This is a genomic window from Streptomyces sp. NBC_00569, from assembly GCF_036345255.1.
Classification (GTDB): Bacteria; Actinomycetota; Actinomycetes; order Streptomycetales; family Streptomycetaceae; genus Streptomyces.
Genome location: NZ_CP107783.1, coordinates 9261733 through 9282230 on the forward strand (window position 1 = coordinate 9261733; position 20498 = coordinate 9282230).

Annotated in this window: 18 protein-coding genes and 1 pseudogene; 7 read left to right on the forward strand and 12 right to left on the reverse strand. The window is 69.4% G+C overall.

Going from position 1 to position 20498, the window contains the following annotated elements; genetic code table 11:
* Positions 1–6 precede the first annotated feature (6 nt).
* From mhpA to OHO83_RS41865, 3 genes are read right to left on the reverse strand one after another with little or no spacing between them, the layout of a single operon-like run.
* Positions 7–1617: a bifunctional 3-(3-hydroxy-phenyl)propionate/3-hydroxycinnamic acid hydroxylase MhpA gene (mhpA, locus tag OHO83_RS41855; RefSeq protein WP_266666263.1), complete on the reverse strand. Its 1611-nt coding sequence runs from the start codon at positions 1615–1617 to the stop codon at positions 7–9.
* A complete protein-coding gene (locus OHO83_RS41860) occupies positions 1614–2552 on the reverse strand; it encodes a fumarylacetoacetate hydrolase family protein (RefSeq protein WP_266666261.1) in 939 nt (312 codons plus the stop codon). Before OHO83_RS41860 ends, mhpA begins: the two co-directional genes overlap by 4 nt.
* Entirely contained in the window at positions 2549–3694 is a 1146-nt protein-coding gene (locus tag OHO83_RS41865) for a VOC family protein (protein WP_266666259.1), read from the reverse strand. The genes OHO83_RS41860 and OHO83_RS41865 overlap by 4 nt, the downstream gene beginning before the upstream one ends.
* 137 nt (positions 3695–3831) lie before the next feature.
* Here OHO83_RS41865 and OHO83_RS41870 point away from each other — a divergent pair, with 137 nt between their 5' ends.
* On the forward strand, positions 3832–4467 hold the full coding sequence (locus OHO83_RS41870; protein ID WP_266666257.1) for a TetR/AcrR family transcriptional regulator: 636 nt from the start codon (positions 3832–3834) through the stop codon (positions 4465–4467).
* A 184-nt stretch (positions 4468–4651) separates the two neighbouring features.
* The gene (locus tag OHO83_RS41875) at positions 4652–6838 is read left to right on the forward strand and encodes an ATP-binding SpoIIE family protein phosphatase (RefSeq protein ID WP_266666255.1); all 2187 of its coding nucleotides are present in this window, start codon (positions 4652–4654) and stop codon (positions 6836–6838) included.
* A 561-nt stretch (positions 6839–7399) separates the two neighbouring features.
* Here the strand turns inward: OHO83_RS41875 and OHO83_RS41885 are convergent.
* Together OHO83_RS41885 and OHO83_RS41890 are read right to left on the reverse strand one after the other, a co-directional pair.
* The gene (locus OHO83_RS41885; protein ID WP_266666253.1) at positions 7400–8446 is read right to left on the reverse strand and encodes a zinc-binding dehydrogenase; all 1047 of its coding nucleotides are present in this window, start codon (positions 8444–8446) and stop codon (positions 7400–7402) included.
* Between the two features lie 131 nt (positions 8447–8577).
* Entirely contained in the window at positions 8578–11799 is a 3222-nt protein-coding gene (locus OHO83_RS41890; RefSeq protein WP_266666251.1) for a bifunctional cytochrome P450/NADPH--P450 reductase, read from the reverse strand.
* A 247-nt stretch (positions 11800–12046) separates the two neighbouring features.
* On the opposite strand from OHO83_RS41890, the gene OHO83_RS41895 reads away from it, so the two are divergent.
* Positions 12047–12643 carry a TetR/AcrR family transcriptional regulator gene (locus OHO83_RS41895; protein WP_266666249.1) on the forward strand — a complete coding sequence of 199 codons (597 nt, stop codon included), beginning with the start codon at positions 12047–12049 and terminating at the stop codon, positions 12641–12643.
* A 687-nt stretch (positions 12644–13330) separates the two neighbouring features.
* Here the strand turns inward: OHO83_RS41895 and OHO83_RS41900 are convergent.
* From OHO83_RS41900 to OHO83_RS41910, 4 genes are all read right to left on the reverse strand, one after another.
* Complete coding sequence (locus tag OHO83_RS41900; protein WP_266666247.1) at positions 13331–13660, reverse strand: NIPSNAP family protein; 330 nt, start codon at positions 13658–13660, stop codon at positions 13331–13333.
* A 141-nt stretch (positions 13661–13801) separates the two neighbouring features.
* Positions 13802–13987, reverse strand: a complete 186-nt coding sequence (locus tag OHO83_RS47140; protein WP_443066109.1) for an SsgA family sporulation/cell division regulator — start codon at positions 13985–13987, stop codon at positions 13802–13804.
* Positions 13988–13990: 3 nt separating this feature from the next.
* Entirely contained in the window at positions 13991–14149 is a 159-nt protein-coding gene (locus OHO83_RS41905) for a hypothetical protein (RefSeq protein ID WP_266666245.1), read from the reverse strand.
* A gap of 27 nt (positions 14150–14176) precedes the next feature.
* Positions 14177–14692, reverse strand: coding sequence for a hypothetical protein (locus OHO83_RS41910; protein WP_266666243.1), 516 nt, complete (start codon positions 14690–14692; stop codon positions 14177–14179).
* A 419-nt stretch (positions 14693–15111) separates the two neighbouring features.
* Between OHO83_RS41910 and OHO83_RS41915 the strand changes: the two genes are divergently transcribed.
* From OHO83_RS41915 to OHO83_RS41925, 3 genes are read left to right on the forward strand one after another with little or no spacing between them, the layout of a single operon-like run.
* On the forward strand, positions 15112–15321 hold the full coding sequence (locus OHO83_RS41915; protein WP_266666241.1) for a ferredoxin: 210 nt from the start codon (positions 15112–15114) through the stop codon (positions 15319–15321).
* Complete coding sequence (locus OHO83_RS41920) at positions 15311–16678, forward strand: NAD(P)/FAD-dependent oxidoreductase (protein WP_266666239.1); 1368 nt, start codon at positions 15311–15313, stop codon at positions 16676–16678. The genes OHO83_RS41915 and OHO83_RS41920 overlap by 11 nt, the downstream gene beginning before the upstream one ends.
* Before the next feature lie 31 nt (positions 16679–16709).
* Positions 16710–17894 (forward strand): cytochrome P450, encoded by a 1185-nt coding sequence (locus OHO83_RS41925; protein ID WP_266666237.1) that lies wholly within the window; start codon positions 16710–16712, stop codon positions 17892–17894.
* Here OHO83_RS41925 and OHO83_RS47145 read toward each other — a convergent pair.
* Together OHO83_RS47145 and OHO83_RS41930 are read right to left on the reverse strand one after the other, a co-directional pair.
* Positions 17840–18313 carry a hypothetical protein gene (locus OHO83_RS47145; protein ID WP_443066110.1) on the reverse strand — a complete coding sequence of 158 codons (474 nt, stop codon included), beginning with the start codon at positions 18311–18313 and terminating at the stop codon, positions 17840–17842. The genes OHO83_RS41925 and OHO83_RS47145 overlap by 55 nt on opposite strands.
* A gap of 310 nt (positions 18314–18623) precedes the next feature.
* On the reverse strand, positions 18624–19277 hold the full coding sequence (locus OHO83_RS41930; RefSeq protein WP_266676064.1) for a TetR/AcrR family transcriptional regulator: 654 nt from the start codon (positions 19275–19277) through the stop codon (positions 18624–18626).
* A gap of 136 nt (positions 19278–19413) precedes the next feature.
* Here OHO83_RS41930 and OHO83_RS47150 point away from each other — a divergent pair.
* Positions 19414–19528: pseudogene (locus tag OHO83_RS47150) on the forward strand (Tn3 family transposase); the annotation flags it as partial.
* A 391-nt stretch (positions 19529–19919) separates the two neighbouring features.
* Here the strand turns inward: OHO83_RS47150 and OHO83_RS41935 are convergent.
* A complete protein-coding gene (locus OHO83_RS41935) occupies positions 19920–20486 on the reverse strand; it encodes a TetR/AcrR family transcriptional regulator (RefSeq protein WP_266666233.1) in 567 nt (188 codons plus the stop codon).
* Positions 20487–20498 lie beyond the last annotated feature (12 nt).

The following is a 20498-nucleotide window of genomic DNA, read 5'->3' on the forward strand; positions in this document are numbered from 1 at the left end:
TCCTCGTCAGGCGGGCCGGGCGTCGGCGGTTCGGCGGGCCGTGTGCAGCAGGGGGGCCCAGGCGACGGTGTCTGTGAAGTTGCCGGTGCCGGCCGGGATGGTGTCCATCACGACGCGGTCGGGGCGCAGCAGGACGGCGTCGGCACGGCCGCGTGCCAGCCAGCCGGCCAGGGTGCCGTCGTCGTCCAGGTCGTCGACGCGGATCGTCGAGGCGCCGAGTGCCGTGGCCACAGCCGTCATCTGCGCCGTGGGCGGCACAGCGGTCAGGACGGCGAAGGAGTCCCCGAGGACCTCATCGAGGCGCACTCGCCTGCTGTCGTGCCGCACCCAGGGCTGCGGGCAGAAGGTGCCTGCCAGCACGCGGCCGGTCAGCCTGGGGCGGCGCCGTACGAGTGGACCGGCGGTCAGGGCGGGACTGAGGTCACGGCTCACCGCCGCGGTCACGCCGGGGATGCGACAGGCCGTGCCCACGGCGGCCCGGCGGAACGCCGCACCCCGGTCCTGTCCGCCGGTCATGGCCCAGCCGACGGCGACCGCGATCCGGATCACATGGCGGGCGTGCGGCTTGCGTTCGCGTTCGTAGGTGTCCAACAGCTCCTCGGGTGCGCCCTGTTGGAGGACGCGGGCGAGTTTCCAGGTGAGGTTGTGGGCGTCGCGCAGGCCCGCGCACAGACCCTGGCCGACGAAGGGCGGGGTGAGGTGGGCGGCATCGCCCAGCAGGAAGACGCGCCCCCGGCGCCACCGATCGGCGAGGCGGGCCCGGAAGGTGTACTGGGCCTGCCGGATCACCTCGAAGTCGTCGCCCGACGAGGCATCGGGCGGCAGGTCCACCCAGGGGGCGACCAGCTCGCGCAGGCGCTCCCATCCGTCCGGACCGTCCAGGTTCTGGTCGTCGGCCAGCCGGAACTCCCAGCGGTAGCGGTCCTCGCTGACGCGCATGAAGGTGGCCGGCCGGTTGGGGCAGCAGATCTGCTCGACGCCTTGCCAGGTGCGTACCGGGCGGCTGGTGCGCACGTCGATGACCCGCCAGCTCTCTTCGAAGTGCAGGTCCTCCCAGAGGGTGCCGATGGCGTCACGGGTGACGCTGCCCGCACCGTCGCAGCCGAGGACGGCATCGGCCCACAGGTGCTCCTCCTCGTCGCTGCCGTCGCGCCGGAAGGTGACCCGGACCGGACCCGTGGGATCGTTCGGTCCGTCGGTGTCCTGGGTGACGGACACGACCTCCACCCCGCCCCACAGCTCGCACTCGGGGCGGCGCGCCAGGGCGTCGCGCAGCAGGCGTTCCAGATCGGGCTGGTCGAACATGCTGGTCTGCGGGAAGCCGTGGTGCCCGTGCAGGGACCGCGGGAACTCGCTGATCACGCGGCGCCGGGCGTCCAGCAGCCGTAGTCCCGGCGCCGAGCGGGTGAGGGAGGCGAACTCCTCGTGTACACCTACGCTCTGCAGGATCCGGCGGATCTCGTCGTCCACGACGACGGCGCGCGGCAAGGGGTAGACGTCCCGGTGGCGTTCCAGTACGACGCTGCGCACTCCGTGCCGGGCGAGCAGCAGGGCGGTCGTGACCCCGACGGGCCCGGCACCGATGATCACCACCGGCCTACGGGCTGTGGCCTTCACGGTGCGTCCGTAACGGGGGTCCGCTGCTCGCCGAGGTCGATCCGTCCGTCCGGTGTGGCGATCGTGGCGGTGATGAGGTCACCGCTGTGCAGGTACTTGGGGTTCTTGGCCTGCCCCTTGAAGAATGCCTTCCACTTCAGTGCGGGAGGCAGCAGCGCAGCGATCTTCTCGGCCGCCTTGGGCGGGGCCTTCAGGGCCGTTCCGCCGGGAGTGCCGGTCAGCAGCAGGTCGCCTGGGGCGAGGGTCTGGAAGCGGGCGAGCAGGGTGAGCGCCTCCGCGGGCCGCACGATCATGTCGGCCAGCGTGCGGTCCTGGCGTGACACGCCGTTGACCGACAGCCGCAGCCGAAGATTCAGCAGATGGGTGAAGTCCTCGGGCTCCAGCAGGGCCAGGTACGGACCCGTCGGCGTGAAGGTCGGATATGACTTGCTCTCGTAAAACTGGGTCTTGGTCAGCTGGACGTCGCGGGCGCTGACGTCGTTGGTCAGGACAAGGCCGGCGACGTAGCGCGGCAGGTCCTGCTCCTCAACGACGGTGCCCACGGGCAGGGTCGCGCCTATGACGAGACCGAGTTCCACCTCGTAGTCGAGGAACTTCACGTGGGCGGGGCGGATGATCGTTCCATGGGGGCCGCTGACCGAGCCGGAAGCCTTGCGGAAGAAGGTGGGCGGGATGTCGCCGGTGAAGCCCGAATCCTTGGCGTGGCTGCGGTAGTTGACCATTTGGGCGACCACCCGGCAGGGGGTGGTGACCGGGGGGAGCGCCACCAGGTCGGCGACGGGCGTGCCGCTCTCGGCGGAGGCGGCGGCTTCACGGACGGCGTCCCGGTCGGCGATCAGTTCGGCGGTGGTGGCCGCCTTGGTCTCGACGCGGACGGCGCGTTCGTCCCGGACGACCCACCAGCCGTCGGTGGTGCGCAGAACGTTGGTACTCATGAGCTCATCGCTTTCATCAGGCCCAGCAGGCGTGCGGGATCGAGTTCGTTGTCGCCACGCAGGGCCGTCATGACCTCACGCAGCTTGGCGGGGGACGGGTTGGCGCCCAGGAAGTCGCGGGTGACCGGCGGGCCCCACTGGGCCAGGCCGCTCGCCGACATCGGCGCCCAGCCGGGATCCAGGTCGCAGGAGAAGAGGTCGCCGTCGGCGAAGTGCTCCAGCATGAAGTGGTCGGGGTCGCGCCAGTAGTCGAACAGCTGGCTGCCCTGGATGTGCCGGCCGATGCCCCAGCTGCGCTGGTATCCGCGTTCGGCCAGGTACTCCCCGCCGGCGCCGATCGCGTCGAGGTCGGTGACCTGGTAGGCGGAGTGGACGTAGCCGCTTCCGGGCCCTAGGTGCAGGGCCAGCGTGTGGTGATCGACGGCCACGCTCCCCTGGTCGCACCGGACGAACGCCATCGTCGGCCCGCGCCCGCGCTGCCCGTCCAGGAACAGGAAGTCGGACACGATCATCCCGAGGGTGTCCAGGTACCAGTCCAGGGTGCGGGCGAACACCTGTGTCTCCAGCACCACATGGCCCAGCCGCTGGATACGGGACGGCTCACGGGGCGGACGTTGGGTGGCGTTCGTACGACGGTGATCGGTGCCGAAGTTGAGGATCAGCGGCTGCTGTTCGGGCAGGGCGGGCAGCTGTTCGAAGCAGTGCACGACCCGGACCGGCAGGCCCGAGGGATCGAGCAGAGCGACTGACTGCCCGCCGTCCGGTACGTCGATGTTCCGGACGGTACTGCCGGTCGCGCGGGCCAGCCGGTCCAGGTCGGCCCGCTCGGCCGCGCGGAATGCCGGTCCGATGAAGCGGGACGTACGCCCCTTGCGGATCACCATGCACGGCGAGCCGGCGAAGGTGCCGCGCAGCCACAGCTCGCCCTCGGTGCGGGCGGCAATCGCGAAGCCGAAGTCACGGGCGAAGACCTCGGCCCGGTCCAGGTCGGGCTTCTCGAACTCCAGCCAGGCCAGGTCGGCCACCTTGATCACGGGATTCCGGGACCGTCCCGGATGCTCGCCGCGCAAGGAGCCCTGCTCACTGTGGAGGTCTTGGTGGGGCGTCTGGGGAGCGCCTTTGTTAACGGAGGTGCGGGACATGGTGTCCTCCAAGCAACACTGCTGTAATGAGGAAATCATCAACTTTGGCGATACCCATCGTCAATAGGGTGGACCCAAACAATTGATAATCTCATCAGTAATGGCAGACTCATCGCGACGGTTGTTACACTCGCCGTATGCCGACGTCAGCCCCGCCCATGAACCGCTTCGAGCGGCGCCGTGCCGAGACCCGTCAGGCACTCATCCGTGCGGCCCGGCAGATCCTCGCGGAGACCGGGGACACCAGCGCCAGCATCCAGGCCATCGCCGAGCGCGCGGACGTCGGTTTCGGCTCCTTCTACAACCACTTCGAGTCCAAGACGAAGCTGTTCGACGCAGCGGTGACGGACGCCCTGGACGAGTTCGGGCAGGTCATAGACGAGCGCGTACAAGGAATCGACGACCCCGCCGAGCTCGTCTCGGCCGGCTTCCGGCTCACCGCCCGGATGGCCGACTCCCACCCTGAACTCATGCGGATCCTGCGCGACCGCGGTCTGGCCCAGATCCACACCGACCGGGGTCTCGCCCCTCGAGCCCTGCGCGACCTGGAGATCGGCATCGCCTCGGGCCGCTTCACCTGCACCAACCCGACCACCGCCCTGTCCGCCCTCGGCGGGACCCTGCTGTCCCTCGTGGCACTGCGGCTGGCCCGCCCCGACCTCGACGGCGACGAGGCCGCCTCCGACCTGGCCGAGATGGTCCTGCGCATGCTCGGCGTCCCGCCGGGCGACGCCCGCCAGGTGACCCGGCGGCCGCTGCCCCATCTCGGTTGACCCGGAGCACCGGCCGTGCCCGGCCCCGTGGGCACAGGAAAGCCGTGGGCGCCACCGAGGTCGCCGGTGGCTTCGCGGCCCGCTCGTCCTTGACCACGACCGGCCGGTGAGACCGGGCTCGGCCCCGACACCGCATAGCCGGCTGAGGCTTCGCGGTCCACCAGGACGGCGTAGCGTCGTCAGTGTGGACCTCACCGCGGACAGCCTTCTGTCCCGTGCCGCGCATGAGCTCAGTCCGCGAGCGGACGAGCTGATCCACGACGTAGAGCGACGCCTGCGGCTCGAGGTTCCCGAACTGTGGGACGAACCGGATGTCTCACAGACGACGCGGGAGAACATCGCCGAGCACGTCGTTGCCATACTCTTCGGTATCGAGCACGACATCGAGCCTCGGCGGATCGATCCGCCGCCCGCCGACGCAGAGCGCGCGCGCTGGCTGGCTCAGCGCGGGAAGCCGGTCACAGCGATGCTGCGAGCCTTCCGGCTCGCGCAGGTCCGTATCCTCGACCGGCTGCTCGAAGAGCTGCCCCGGCTCACCAGCGATGCAGAGCTGATCAACGCGGAGGCACGCAAGCTGATCGCACTGATGACCGGGTACCTGGACCGCACATCGGAGACAGGCGTTCTCGCCTTCCAGGCGGAGCGGGATCGCCAGGTGCAGTGGCGGCTGTCGGTGGTGAACGAGGCGAGCGTGCGCGTCGGAACGACCCTGGACATCGCCCGCACGGCCCAGGAGCTGGCGGACCTGGCCACCGAGTACTTCGCCGACGCCGTCACCGTCGACCTCCTCGACACGTCTTCCGGAGACGCGCCTCCTGCGGAGGGCACACTCGTGGTCCGTCGAGTTGCCCAGCGGTCGGTGATGGACGGTTGTCCCGAAACGACCTCCCTGGAAGCGATCTACGGGGAGTCGCCGGTTCCGTCGCAGCAGCTCCAAACGTATCCGGACGGATCGCCACCGGCTCGCGCCCTGATCACCGGCCGGCCCTCACGGCACCACCTCGGTCCGTCCGCATCAATGCTGCTGGTACCACTGTGCGCCCGTGGCAACACGCTGGGTGTCGCTCAGTTCTTCCGTCATCACAAGCCCGATGCGTACGGGGACGAGGACCTGCTCCTCGCCCAGGAGATCGCGGCCAGGGCAGCGGTCGCCATCGACAACGCCCGTCATTACACGCACGCACGCGCCACCGCCCTTACCCTCCAGCGCAGTCTGCTCCCGCGCAGTACACCCGCGTTGTCCGCCGTGGAGGTCGCCTGCCGCTACCTGCCTGCTGCCGCCCAGCTCGGAGTGGGCGGCGACTGGTACGACGTCATCCCGCTGTCCGGCGCCCGGGTCGCACTCGTGGTGGGCGACGTGGTCGGCCACGGCATCCACGCCGCCGCCACCATGGGTCGGCTGCGGACCGCCGTGCGCACCCTCGCCGACATCGACCTGCCGCCCGACGAACTCCTCACCCACCTGGACGACGTCGTCATCCGCCTGACCGCTGAGATCTCTTGCGAAGTCTCTGCCCAAGCGGTCATCGAATCCGCAGGGGACATCGGCGCCACCTGCCTGTACGCCGTCTATGATCCCGTCGCCGGTCGCTGCACCCTTGCCCGCGCGGGCCACGGGCTGCCCGTCGTGATGACCCCGGACGGAACCGCCGACATCCTCGAGCTGCCCGCCGGCCCGCCACTCGGCCTGGGCGGCCTGCCGTTCGAGGCGGCGGAGATCGACCTGCCCGAGGGCAGCCTCATAGCCCTCTGCACCGACGGCCTGATCGAGGCCCTCGACCACGACGTCGAGGCGGGCTTGACCCGACTGTGCCGCGCGCTCGAGCAGTCCTCCGCCTCCCTGGAGGCGACCTGTGACACCGTCCTCGCAGCGCTGCTGCCCGCAGACCGACCGCACGACGACGTGGCACTCCTCCTGGCCCGCACCAATACCTTCGGAGACCGTCAGGTCGCCACTTGGGACGTGGGTGCCGACCCGGCCGAGGTCGCCCGGGCGAGAGCGAGCGTCTCCGAGCAGTTGATTACTTGGGGGCTGGAGGAACTCGACTTCACCGCTGAACTGATCGTCAGCGAACTGGTCACCAACGCCATCCGCTACGGCCGGCCTCCCATCCAGCTGCGTCTCATTCACGATCGCACCCTCATGTGCGAGGTCGCGGATGCGGGAAGCACGACTCCGCACTTGCGCCGGGCCCGTGTCTTCGACGAGGGCGGGCGAGGTCTGTTCCTCGTCGCTCAATTCGCCGAGCACTGGGGAACGCGCCATGCCCGACGTGGCAAGACGGTCTGGGCGGAGTGCGCCCTGGGCACCCCAAAGGTCTTCTCGGACGCGGCAGCGCTGGACTTGGAGGGCATTTCCGGGGTCGAATGAGCACCATTTCGCCGGCCCGCCGGGACGATCGCGAGGTTCTCAGGGGCTTCGACCGGCTGACGATGCAGCACCTGTCGGCGTACCTCGACCGCCCCCGTCGCGTATGGACGAGCGACGTGCCCAGTTCTTGAGGCGCGGCAGTTGTCGGTGGGCAGTCTGCCGCGATCGCCCCGCACCGTCGGGCCGCGCGCGGACATGGCGGTCGGCGGATGGCGGATGAGGTCGCGCCGCCGACCGCAGGGGGCCCGACCCCGCATGGCTGAGTGACTGGGCGTCAGTCCTGGTGAACTGGCCGACCTGCACCGCAGGTTCGAGATCGTCCCCGGGGCACAGGCCCAGGTCTTCAGGGGAGACGAAGGGAAGGTCCTCGCCACGTCGGGATCCCGAGGCGGATCACTTGAACCAGAGGGGCGGAGCGAGGCCACGGCGACGGTGCCGTGTAAGACGTAGGCACGCTCGGTATGCGCCAGACCGGGAAGCCGTGGGCGCCGGTGCTCTCTCAAGCACCGGCGCCCACTCACCCCTGCCCGAGGTGGCTTTGTTGAACTTTCTGTTCAGTTTTCAGGGGACGAGGATGAGGCGGATCGGGTCGCCGATCTTGTTTTCCAGCCGGTTGACCGCGTCGGCGGCCTCGGCGAGCGGGATGTGGTCGGTGATGGAGGGGGCCAGGTCGAGACGGCCGACCTCCGCCAGCCGGACCAGCTCGGTGACGGACTCGGGGGTGCCGCCGTAGTGGCCGCGCACCTGCTTGCCCAGGTAGTTGAAGGTGAGGCCCTCGGTGATGGTGAGGGGCCTGGGGCTGATGCCGACCAGGATGAGGGAGCCGCCCAGGCCGAGCGCGGCGGCGGCCTGCTCGCGCACGGCGGGCACGCCGGCGCAGTCGAAGGCGAAGTCGAGGCCTCGTCCGGCGGTGGCCGCGCGAACCTGGTCGGCGAAGTCGTCGGCAGCCGGGTCGAAGGCGAAGTCCGCGCCGAAGGCCAGGGCGCGTTCGCGCGCGCTGGGCAGCGGGTCGACGGCGATGATCGGCGCGGCGCCGGCCAGGCGGGCCACGCGGACGTTGTGCGCGCCGACTCCGCCCACGCCCCAGACGCCGACGGACTGGGCGGGGCGTACGCCCGCGGTGGTGACGACGGCGGCGTAGGGGGTGGAGACCGCGTCGGGGATGATCGCGGCCTGGTCGAAGGGGAGGTTGTCGGGGATGGGGATGAGGGTGTCCTCGCGGGCGAGGGTGTACTGGGCCCAGCCGCCGTCGTAGTCGATGCCGGCGGTGCGCATCTGGGTGCAGGGGCGGCTGCGCACGCAGCCGGCGCACTGGCCGCACGTTTTGCCGGCCTCCAGGGTGACGCGGGTACCGACGGTCAGACCGCGCTTGAGGCCGGGGCCGAGGGTGTGGATCACACCGGCGACCTCGTGGCCGACGGTGACCGTGTCGGAGGTGGCGAACAGCGGGACAAGGGAGCCGTCGAGCAGGTGGACGTCCGACAGGCAGACGCCTGCGGCCTTCACCTCGATCAGGATTTCACCCGGGCCCGGAACGGGGACGGGGATCTCCTCCACGGCGAACTTCTTGCTGTCCAGGTGGAAGCGTCCGGCGAGCATGGTGTCCATGGTGCACTGCTTTCTGTGAGCGGCACGTCCGGCGGTTCGGGTCGATGGGTGCCGTGTGGTGCCGTCGAGGGTGAGTGGTGGCCGGGAGAGTGGGGGTGTCAAGAGCGCCGCACTCTCCCGGCGTCTGGGGGTCAGGCGAAGACGTCCTGCTGGTAGCGCTCGTCCGCTTCGAGCTGGGCGAGCCACTGCTGGGCGGCCTCGTCGTCGCTGCCGGTGTGCTTCCGGTAGATGGCCGCGAGGGCCTCGCGCACGGCGGGTGCCATGCGGCGGCCGTCACCGCAGACGTAGATGTACGCGCCGTCCTGGATGGCCTGCCACACGGTCTCGGCGGCGTTGGCGATGGCGTTCTGGACGAACCGGGCCGGGTGGCCGGTCACCGCGGAGTAGGCGGTGTGCACCTGGGCGATCCCGGACTGCTCCCAGGTCTGCATCTCCTGCCGGTAGAAGTAGTCGTGCTCCGGGTGGCGGCAGCCGACGAAGACCTGGGACAGGCCTACCTCTATGCCGTTCTCCTGCTGCGAGGCGCGCTCCTCCAGGAATCCGCGCAGCGGCGCGATGCCGGTGCCCGGGCCGATGAGGACCAGCGGCGTGGCCGGGTCGGCCGGCGGGGCGAAGGTCGGCGAGGGCACGCGCACGTAGCCATAGAAGACGTCTCCGGGCTCGAGGCCTGCGATGTAGGACGAGCAGGTGCCGCGGTACTGGCCGTCGCCGGACAGGGCCGGGCCTTCCAGCAGGCCGACGGTCAGGCGCACGTGGCGCGGGTTGGCCAGCGGGGCGGAGGAGATGGAGTAGAACCGCGGGCGGATCGGGCCCATCATGTCCAGGAAGACCGCCAGCGGCAGCTCGACGGCAGGGAAGCGCTCCAGCAGGCCCAGCACGGAGACCCGCTTGCTCAGGATCTCAGTCTGGTAGCGCTCCTCGGATTCGGTGGTGTCGGCCGTGTAGGCCTGCAGCTGCGGCCGCGTCCACGGGCACTCGGTGTGCTCGGCCAGGGTCTGTATCTGGGAGCGGGTGGCCACGTCCTGCAGCTCCAGGAACTCGGTGAGCAGCAGGCCTGCCGTCACCGGGGTGCCCACCGGAAGGTGGGTGCGGCCGCCGGCCGGCAGTTCCAGGCGCAGGACCTGGTCGCGGTCGACGCGGAGGCGGGCGAGGGCGCGGTTGACCAGGGCCGGCTCGTTCTTGGCGAAGACGGCCAGGTGGTTGCCGGTGTCGTAGGTGACGCCGTCGGGGAGCTCGATGGTGATGGACTTCGCGGCCGGGCGCGGCGGCTCGATGCTGAAGTCCCACAGCCCGGTCGCGTCGCTGACGAGTTCCTCGTTGGCGACGACGGTCAGTGAGTAGGCCTGCTCGGAGACGATCGCGGGGCGCACATCCGCCTCGGTCAGCAGCTGCACCTGGTAGCGCGGGCCGCTGGCCTCCGAGGTGTCGGCCGCGTACTCCTCGGCCAGGGTGGTCCACAGGCTGTCCATCCAGCGGGTGGCCATACCGTCGAAGTCACCGGCGGCATCCGCGATGCCGCGCTCGATGACGGGGGTGGCGCCGGCGGCCAGCAGGCCTGCCTCGATCCGCTTGGGGAAGCCCTGGTAGGTGGCCACCCACTGGGTATTGCCGGCACCCAGCAGCGCGAACCGCACGTTGGACAGCGAGTCCTCCGGGAGTCCGGCGGCGAGCAGGTCGTCGAAACGCTGCGCGTTGTCCGGGGCCTTGCCGTTGTAGCTGGAGGCGACGACGACGAGCAGGCCCTCGGTGGGCAGGTTGTCGCCCAGCTCGTCCAGGCCGACCACGGTGGTGCCGAAGCCGGAGCGCTCGCTGCGGTCGGCGATGGTGCGCGCCAGGTCCTCGCACGAGCCGAGGCTGGAGCCGTAGGCGACGGTCAGGTTCACCCCGACACCGCTGACCGCGGCCTGCTCCCGCATGTCGTCGGTCTGCAGGTCGACTGCGCCGAAGACGGTCCGCTCGTGTTCCCGACGGGCCCGCACTTTCAGTTCGAAGCCGCCGGGCTTGCGCGTCAGCGCCTCCTTGACGTCCATCTTGTAGTCGTTGGTGTCGACGAACTTGAACTTCTGCAGCACCAGTGCGAGGGCCAGACGGGCCTCGGTGAGCGCGAACTGCCGGCCGATGCAAGCACGCACGCCGTTGCCGAACGGCTTGTAGGCGTGCGGGTGGTGGTTGACCCGGTTCTCCGGCAGCCACCGCTCGATGTCGAACTCCTCCGGCCGGTCCCACGCCTTGGGGTGGGTGTGCAGCGGACCCTCGAGGAGGTTGACCCGCGCTCCCTTCTTCAGCTCGTAGCAGCCGCCGATGACGGTGTCCTCGATCGGCGACTTGCCGATCATCGGGATGGGAGCCCACAGGCGCAGGGTCTCCTCCAGGATCCGCGGGATCACGTCCATCTGCATGATCGTGTCGTAGTCCGGGACCGTGTCGCCCGGCAGCAGCCGGTCGACCTCGGCGTAGGCCTGGGCCAGCACCTGCGGATTGCGCATCAGCGAGTACGTGGCGAACGACAGCAGACCACTGGTGGTCTCGTGACCGGCGATCAGGAACGTCACCACCTGGTCACGGACGTTGTCGTCGTCCAGCCCCTTGCCGGTCTCCGGGTCGGTGGCCTCCAGCATCAGACCCAGCAGGTCATCCTCAGCGGTGCCCTTGCCCTCACGGCGCTCCTTGATCACATTCTCGACCAGGTCCCGCATCAGCTGGATGTTCGCGCGGTACTTCTTGTCATCGGCCTTGCGCATCTTGGTCATCATCGGCAGCTCCTGCGAGCGCCGCAGCGACTCGACCAGCGCCTCCAGCAGCGCTTTGAGGAACGGGTGCAGATCCTCCTTGGCGAAGGAGTCGAACCGGTAACCGAACCCCGACAGAGCGATGGTGTCCAGGGTCAGCCGGGTGTAGTCGTCGGTGATGTTGACCGGCTTGCCCTCCTTACGCTCCCACTTGCCCACCAGGTTCTGGGCGATCTCCAGCATCTGCCCGTAGTAGCCCTTCATGGCCCGCTGGCTGAAGGCCGGGAGGAGGACTCGGTGCGCCATGCCCCATTCCTCCTCGTGCTGGTGGGCAGTGAACAGGCCGGCTCCCGCGTAGTCCCGGACATGGGCCAGCGGCGTTTTGTCGATCTGCTTGAAGAACCGCGTCTCGTCGCAGACCTCGGCCACCAGGTCCGGGTCCCAGACGAAGACCTGCTCGATGCCGGCGATCTCCATGCCGTAGAGCCCCTCGGGGAACTGCTTGGACAGCTCGCCGAAGTACTCCACTGGGTTGGTGCTGGGGATCTGCGGTGTGTGGCCGAGGAAGGGGACCCCGCGCGGAGACCGGATGGGTCGCAGGTCGTTCTTGGGCTGTGTGGTCATGGCTTGCTCCTCTGTGCAGAGAGGGGACGGGCAAGGGCGGCGGCGATACCGGGATGCATCACGGAAACATACGCCGTATGGAATTGGTACCATACGGCGTATGGAAAGTCGACCGCAACCCCGGGGTCTGTGTGGCGACCGTCATGCCGCCATGTAGCCGAAGCTATTTCCATACGCTGTATGAAACTGATACCGTCCGCGTATGGAAAAGGCGAAGCGTCCCCCGCGGGGAACAAGAAAGAGGGACGTGCCTCTGACCGAGGCCGGGATCTATGCCGCCGCCCTGCGGCTCATCGACGCGGACGGGGTCGAGGCGCTCACCATGCGCAAACTCGCGACCGCGCTTGATGCGAACCCGATGTCGCTCTACCACCACGTGCCGAACAAGGACGCCGTGCTGCGCGGCGTGGCGAGAATGGTCGGCACCCAGTTCCGCAGCGTGACGCTGGAGGATGCCCCCTGGCAGGAGCGCATCCGCTTGCTCGCCACGGATTTCCGGACGCTGGCGCACCGCCACCCCAAGCTCATGGCCTACTCGTTCAGCCACCAGGCGGACTTCATCCAGCCTGAAGACCCGTTCTGGGTCTCGCTCGCCGCGATCCTGGACGCCGCTGGGGTGCCGCACTCCGAGCTCCCGCAAATCGCCGCTCTCGTGTGCGCCGTCATCACCGGTGTCCTCACCGCCGAGCTCAACGGCGCGCTCGACCAGTGGTCGAGCCTCAAACCCCCCACTGTCGGCGAAGACGGGCTCGCCCCTCCAGGCAGTGACGAGAACGGCGTCTTCCGTCTGGCGTTGGACACGATCATCACGGGTCTGGAGAGCCGACTCGCCGCCGATGGATGACGGACGGCCAGGGCGCCGGCCATTTATGGGGCAGTCCTGAAGCATTGCGGCCTGAGGCTCGCCCTTGCTCGGGCGGGCTCAGGCCGCGGCCCATGAGGAGCCACCCATCATCCGGAAAGGTCCTGTCCACGCGGCCGCAGCAGATGCGCGGTGTGCCGCGGCTGGGTCGGGCGCCCGATCTGTGGCCGACCTGACCGACCTGATGGTGTACTCCGTCGACGGATCCACCTGCGCGCCCTGCGGGCGCAGCCTGCCCTACGCCACCTCGCGCTCACCCTGCCCCTGGTTCGCCCACCTGGGTGGTGCGCCTGGCCCCCGGTCTCGTTCGGTCCCAGGAACCGCAGCGTCCAGGGACCTGGGCGCTGCCGTGCGGCTCGGCCACGCTCCGGGCTGCGACCCTGCACATGACTCGGCCGGCCGAGTCATGTGCAGGGTCGCAGCCCGGAGCCCGGCGCACGGTGCGCCGGGACGCGCTCCCGCCCCGGTCTGCTGAGCCTCCATGTCACTGGGTGTCGGCCGCCGTACTGACGGGCACTCGGCCAGGTCTTCAGCAACTGCAACCGTCACGCCGACCTCGCCGATCTCGTCCCTGCCCGTTGCCGACCGGTGAGCGCCTTGGCGGAGTTGCGCGGCGTTTCCTGATACGAACGAGAAGGTCGCAGCAGACTTCGAGCGGCTCGGTACCTGTCACCGCAAGGGTGAGTCGGCGGTGGGCGTCAGCACGGACTCGGCGACGCCGACGATCTGGCTGATGTCGAAGCCCTCCATGTCCGCGCGGAATTCGGGGCTGGACAGGTACGCCTCCAGCCTCTCCTGAACGTCGTCGGCGTCCTGGTAGGAAACGAGGGCGTACAGCTGGGGCGCCTCACTGGCGGTGGTCGCCGGCACCGTCCAGACGCCGTGTGTGTTGATCCTGTGCTTGGCCATACCGGGAATGTGCTTGGCCCAGATGTTCTCGTAGGCGACGAGCGCCTCAGGGCTGCGCAGTGTGTAGACACGAAGCTGGTATTGGGGCATGAACACTCGTTCCTTCTCTTCTGCCGCCGGGGCAAAGATCCCCAGCCGCACGGCGGTTGGGAGGCTTCTCTCAGCCTTTTGCAAACAAGTTCGCCAGTTCGAGGTCCCAGTCGATGGGTCCGGACTCGGTACCCCCTGGCGCTACCGCCCTCGTGGTCTCCAATAGGGCCTTGACGTCCTGCACGGGAACCTCGAGCGAAGCGGTGCCCGCGGGTGACCGAGAACGATGCACATCGCTTGGTCACCGCGGCCGACGGTCGACCGGACCCGGACGTCCCCACAGTCGGCAGAACCCCTCAGGCCATCGGCCAGAAGATCACGCCCCAGGACTCATTCGACCGGCTCGTCGGTGTCGGTGAAAGGGGCGGCACGGACGACCAAGGGATCAGTGATCCCGTCCCGCAGGCTCAAGCACATGGACAGCGAGTAGGCGCGCGAGATGACAAGCCGCACGGCCACCCCCTGCATGACGGGCTTCAAAGTCTCCATCGACTTTCGCTCCTGCCTGGGCAGCGGTCAGGAACCGCTGATCTCATCCCGGCCGTCGTGGTCCCAGCCACGGATCTCGTCCCAGGAGTAGCCCTGCAAGAAGAGCAGGTAGCCGACACCGTGGTCCCAGCGGTAGTCGCCGACGTTGACGCTGACGGCTGGGTGCTGGACATGCGCGGATGCAGAAGTCGCGGCCGAAGCGGTACCGCGACCGCTGATCTCATCCCGGCCGTCGCGGTGCCAGCCATGGATCTCGTCCCAGGAGTAACCCAGTTCCAGCAGGTAGCCGACACCGTGGTCCCAGCGGTCGTCGCCGGCGTTGACGGCTGGGTGCTGGACATGCGCGGATGCAGAAGTCGCGGCCGAAGCGGTACCCCCGGCACTGAGAACGGCGGCACCCGCGACCGCCACGGAGCAAGCGGTGACAGCAATGCGCCTCGTGAGCTTATTCATGGTCTTCCCTTCCCGACTGATGCGATCTGCACCATCGGATGCCTGCAAGCGCAGTGCGGCGCCTGGCGTGGCCGATGCAGACTTTTCCATACGGCGTATGGAAGTACTCCTCCAGGATTACCATACGACGTATGGAACTGTCCAGGCGGTGGAAATGGTCCGCACGGCCGCCAGCGGGATGAACGGCTCGATGTCCTGGCCCGGACCGCGTCAGCCCTTTGGACGAAGTACGCCTGGCCTTCAAGAGGTTGCTTACCTGAGCCGACCATCTCGGACTCTGCCCCGCGGAGATCAGCCACACCGGTGAGCAACTTGCCAGCTGTTCCAGCACGTTCATCCACCATCCCCATATCGGCGCGGCCTCGGACTCAAGCACGTCCTGGGCTGAGCCCTCGCCCCTGAGGGACGAGCTGCCCGGGATTTCCGTCTCCGAAGCCGTGGCATGCGGGTGCCCGCGTCTGGCCCCATGCTGGAAATGAGGGGGTGAAACAACGGAGGGAGTGGTGGGGATGCAGACCGTTGTGGACCTCACGCGCTGCCAGGGCTACGCGCAGTGCGTCTTTCTCGCGCCGGATGTATTCGAGCTGCATGGCGAGGAGGGGTTGCTTTACGCCACGGCCGTCCCCGACGACCAGGTCGAGCGCGTGCGCCAGGCCGCGGCGGCGTGCCCGGTGCAGGCGATCCTCCTCGGTGAGGAGGTGAGCGGCGGTGCCCGGTGACCTCAAGGACGGCCGTATCGTCATCGTCGGCGCGTCGCTGGCGGGGCTCAGAGCGGCGGAGGCGCTGCGTGAGGAGGGTTTCACCGGCTCGCTGACCGTGGTCGGGGACGAGCCCCACCCGCCCTATGACCGGCCGCCGCTGTCCAAGCAGGTGCTGCTCGGGCAGGCGACGGCGGACACCACCGGGCTGCCGATGCGCCGGGACCCGGACGCCGAGTGGCGGCTGGGCGTGCGCGCCACCGGCGTGGACCTGCTCGCGAAACAGGTGCTGCTGGAGGGCGGTGAGTCGCTGCCGTACGACCGGCTGCTGATCGCCACCGGGACCCGCGCGCGGCCCTGGCCCGACCAGGAGGAGGGCGCCCTGGACGGGGTCTTCACCCTGCGCACCCGCGAGGACGCCGGGGGACTGGCCGAGCGGCTGGCCGCCGGGCCGGAGCGCGTGCTGGTGATCGGCGGCGGCTTCACGGGCTCGGAGATCGCCTCGGCCTGCCGGGAACGGGGACTGGAGGTCACGGTCGCCGAACGCGGCCCCGCACCCCTGGTGGGCGCGCTGGGTGGCACCCTGTCGAAACTCGCGGCCGCCATGCAGCGCAACCACGGGGTGGACCTGCGCACCGGGGTGACGGTCACCGCCCTGCGCGGGAACGGCAGCTTCACCGGTGCGGAGCTGTCTGACGGCAGCCGCGTCGACGCAGACGTGTGCGTCGTGGCGCTGGGCGCGATCCGCAACGTCGAATGGCTGGCGGAGTCCGGGCTGGCGGCAGGCCCGCGCGGAATCGCCTGCGACGCCGGATGCCGGGCCTTCAACATGTACGGAATCGTCACCGACGACGTCTTCGTGGCCGGCGATGTGTCCCGGTTCCCGCACCCGCTGTTCGGCTACCAGATGCTCTCCCTGGAACACTGGGGAAACGCGGTCGAGCAGGCCAAGGTGGCGGCACACAACATGGTCAATCCCGGGCCCCTGCAGCACCCTCACCTGGCTGTCCCGTCGTTCTGGTCGACCCAGTTCGGGCTCAACATCAAATCGGTGGGCGTGCCCACCTACTCCGACCACGTGGTCATCGCCCAGGGCTCCTTGGAGGCGCGCCGTCTGGCAATGGTCTACGGCTACCAGGGACGGGTCACCGCCGCCGTCACCGTCGACATGGCCAAGTCGCTCGACTACTACCGACACCTGATCGAGACGGCTGCTCCGTTCCCGCCCCCGCCCGGCGCCCAGGACCGTGCGATCGCGGCCGACATCGCGGTTCCGTCGGACGTGCCGGATCCGAGTGGGTTGTCGCACGGCCCGATCGTGGCGCTCACCGGTCACCTGCCCGACCGCCGGCTGTCGGTGGTGCAGCCCACCCGCTGACCCCCGTCCCGCCCAACCACGAGGAGCCACGATGCCCTCCGAGACCTTGCTGGCACGGATCACCGACTACGCCAGTCGCCCCAACCCGTACCCGCTGTACGCGGAACTCCGCGAGGCCGGTCCCGTGGTGCAGCAGGCAGACGGCAGCTACCTGGTCGGCACCTACCATGAGATCGCCTCTCTGCTCCACGACCCGCGGATGAGTGCCGACCCCCGCAGCCGTGGCGAAGTGACACACAAGCCGCCGTTCCTGCGGCTCGACGACCCCGAGCACCACAGGCTGCGCACCCTCGCCATGCGGCCCTTCGGCCCGCCGCACAACCCGGGCCGGGTCGATGCCATGCGCGGCGAGATCGACCGGATCACCAAGGAACTGATGGAGTCCTTCGAGGCGGGCCGGCAGATCGACGTCGTCGACGATTTCGCCTACCCGCTGCCCGTCACGGTGATCTGCCGCCTGCTCGGCGTACCGCACGAGGACGAGCCGCTGTTCCGGGCCTGGTCCGACGCGCTGGTCGCAGCCGCCGACGTCAGGCCCGAACAGGACACCACCGAGACCGACAAGGCGGGCGACCAGGCGCGCATCGAGATGGGCGGGTACCTGGTCAACCTCGCAGAACAGCGACGTGGCAAGCCTAGCGACGACATGCTCTCCGCCTTCGTCAACGAGCCGGACCCGGCCCTGCGACTCACCCAGGAGGAACTCGCGGAAACCGCCGTGCTGCTCCTCATCGCAGGACACGAGACCACGGTCAACCTGATCACCAACGGGGTGCTGACCCTGCTGCGCCAACCCGAGCACCTGGACCAGCTGCGCCGTGACCCCGACCTGCTGCCGCGAGTGGTGGAGGAACTGCTGCGCTACGAACCTCCGGTCCACATGCGTGAGCGCATCCCGCTCGCCGACATGGACATCGCCGGTACGCCGATCGCCCAAGGTGCCCCCGTCGTTCTGGTGCTGGCCTCGGGCAACCGCGACCCCAGGCGGTTCCACGATCCCGAGCGGTTCGATCCCACCCGCCCGGACAACGAGCACCTCGGCTTCGGCAGTGGCATCCACGTCTGCTACGGCGCACCCCTTGCCCGCATCGAAGCCCAGGCCGCACTGGGAGCGCTGCTCCCTCACCTCGGCACGGCACGCCTGGTCCAGGACCCGCCGCCCTACCGACAGAACGCCATGCTCCGCGGACCCCGCCACCTGCCCATCCAACTCTGAGGCCGCGGGGGCGACAGCAGGCGAGAGATACCAGCCACCCCGGTCCGTGACGCGGGCCGCGAGAACCGGCCCGCAGTCGGCGCCAGCCGGCCGGTGCGCGACAGGACCCTCTTCACGCCGCAGCGGGGGGGGGGGTGCCGCCGGGCGAGGTCTCGGGCCTCATCCGGGGAGAGGCCGAGCATGTGCAGGACCATCTCGACCATCGTGCCTGCGGCCTGGCCGCTGTCGGCCGCGGGCTGGTTGCACCACAGCTTCAGGAGCGCCGGCAGGCTGCCGTTCGGCGCGGTCAGGGCGAGCACCGGGTCGACCACGGTGGACCGGCCTGCGGCCACGCCCTCCTCCACGTCGCGCTTCGCCCGCGGAACCAGTCCGCCGCCCCGGCATATCCGACCGGGCCGGCTGTGGCACAGGATCTGCATGGTCTTCGGGTATGAGTCGGCCACGCGCGCGCTGAGCCGCACACCTCGGCGAGGCGCTCAGCGGGATCATCGACGCCGCGCAGGCGCTCGTCGACGGCCTGTGCGTACTTCTCGAGTGCATCGGCCATGGCCGTATCGAACAGGTACGGCTCACCGAGACGGGTCGAAGCAGAGTTACCCACAGCCCTGACGCCCCCTCGACCCGGTGTGCCCTGACAGCACCTGCCCGAGGCCGGAGTCAGCGAGCAGGAACAGACCCCACCTCGTGGCCACGGCGCGGCTCGGATCGATGGAGACGCAGCGGCCGGGATCAGGCGCCATCACCGAAGCCGGGCTCGGCATTGATCACGGAAGAGACGTCCACGACCACGTCACTCGCACGCTTTTCCGGCACCCCGGCAGCGATCAGGGTGGCGATGACGAGAGGGACGACATCATCATCCAGCACCCCGTCATTAACGCTCTCCAGCAAGGCGACCGTCAGCGCCTCCAGCCCGGCGCTGAGCGCCACGGGTGGCAGGTGTGAATGGAAAACTCCCTCCCGCTGTCCCCGCTCCAAAATGTCCGTCGCCGCGTCTCGGATCGGAGCCAGGATCCCCGTTACGCGTTCGGCTCCCAAGTGCCTGCGAGCCAGCGCCAAGAGCATCCGGTACCTGTCTCCCACGGGCCACATCGCAAGGAACAGCCGCGCCAGGGCCCGCTCTGCCGGATCATCCAGCCCCACCGCGTCCTCCGCCGCCTCCCGCAGCGCTGCGGACGCCTCGTCGGCGAGCGCGGCCAGCAGGGCTTCCCGCCCGGGAAAATGCCCAAAGAGGGTTCGCCGCACGACGCCGGCAGCTCGCGCGAGCTCCTCCATCGTGATGTTCGGGTTCCGGCCCAGCTCTTGGCGGGCCGTGTCCAGGATGCGCGCTCGGTTGGATCGTGCATTGCGGCGCTGAGACGCGCGGGCCACGGGCTTGGTCACGACAACCTCGGTAGATCTGTATTGCAGGGTGGCGGCGCAGAGGCCAAGCGGTACGTCCGATTTTGGCAGACGCGGGAATCGCCTGCTCTGTCCGCCCGTCGCTGTGCGCCGTTCTCGCCAGCAGCCGCCGCATTTGCTGCGCCGCAGAGTGACGGCGGCGACGAACAAGGTGGAGGCGTTCAACAACTTCTCGAAGTGGGTCGGCGTCGGCAACGGCGGCGTGCTCGCCAACAACGACCCCCTCGAGCAGGAGCAGACCGCGAAGTTCAACGCCCCGCCGGCCAACGCGATCATCTTCCACATCGCGCGGACGGCGCCGAGATCGTCCGCCAGCTGCAGGACGAAGGAGAGAAGGTCGCCCCGGAGGGCCCGGCGCAGGTCTCGCCGTACCTGACCAAGCACATCCGCCGCTTCGGCGCATACTCCACCCACGAACTCGCCGACGAACCCGACGCCTACAACCCGCACCTGGACGTCGACTTCACCCCGATCCGCGGCGACGGCCCGCCTACCGAGGGATTCAGCCAGGCCGCGTGAGCCGGCCAAGGGCCGGATGCCTGAGCTGGCCCGGCGCGTGTCGGCGAGCACCTCTCGGAGCCCTGGCCCCGCGTCCGAGAGGTGGCCCCGGGGGCCGGGCTGAGGTCACAGCAGTCGGTCGACAAGCCCGTCGACGTAATCCGGGGTGAGCGGGCCCATCCCGAACAGGACGCGGATGTACATCGGGGCCAGGATGTGGTCCAGCACGGCGAATGCGTCGGGTGCGTCCTCGCCACGTTCGCGGGCTCGATCGAGCATGGACTGCAGTTGCCGGGTGCGTTCAGCACGGAGGGCTTCACCAGCCCGCAGACCCTGCTGACCGCTGCTCGACAGGGCGACGGCCAGATGCAGCACCGCCGGACCGTCGGGTCCGGTGATCTCGCGGGCCACTTGGGCGGCGTAAGTGCGCAGGTCACCGGCCAGGCTCCCGGTGTCGGGCATCGGTGACTGCGCATTGAGGCGGGTGAGTGCCACGTCGGTGAGCAGCGTTTCCAGGTTGCCCCACCGGCGGTAGATGCTGCTGTCGGCCACACCCGCACGGGCCGCGACCTCGCCGACGGTGAAGTTGCCGTAGCCGCGCTCGCCGATCAAGTCGGTGACGGCCTGGTGCACCTCCGCGCCGACGCGGGCACTACGCCCGCCGGGCCTTCGGGCTCGCTGTTGCTCGTACATGCACCCACCTTA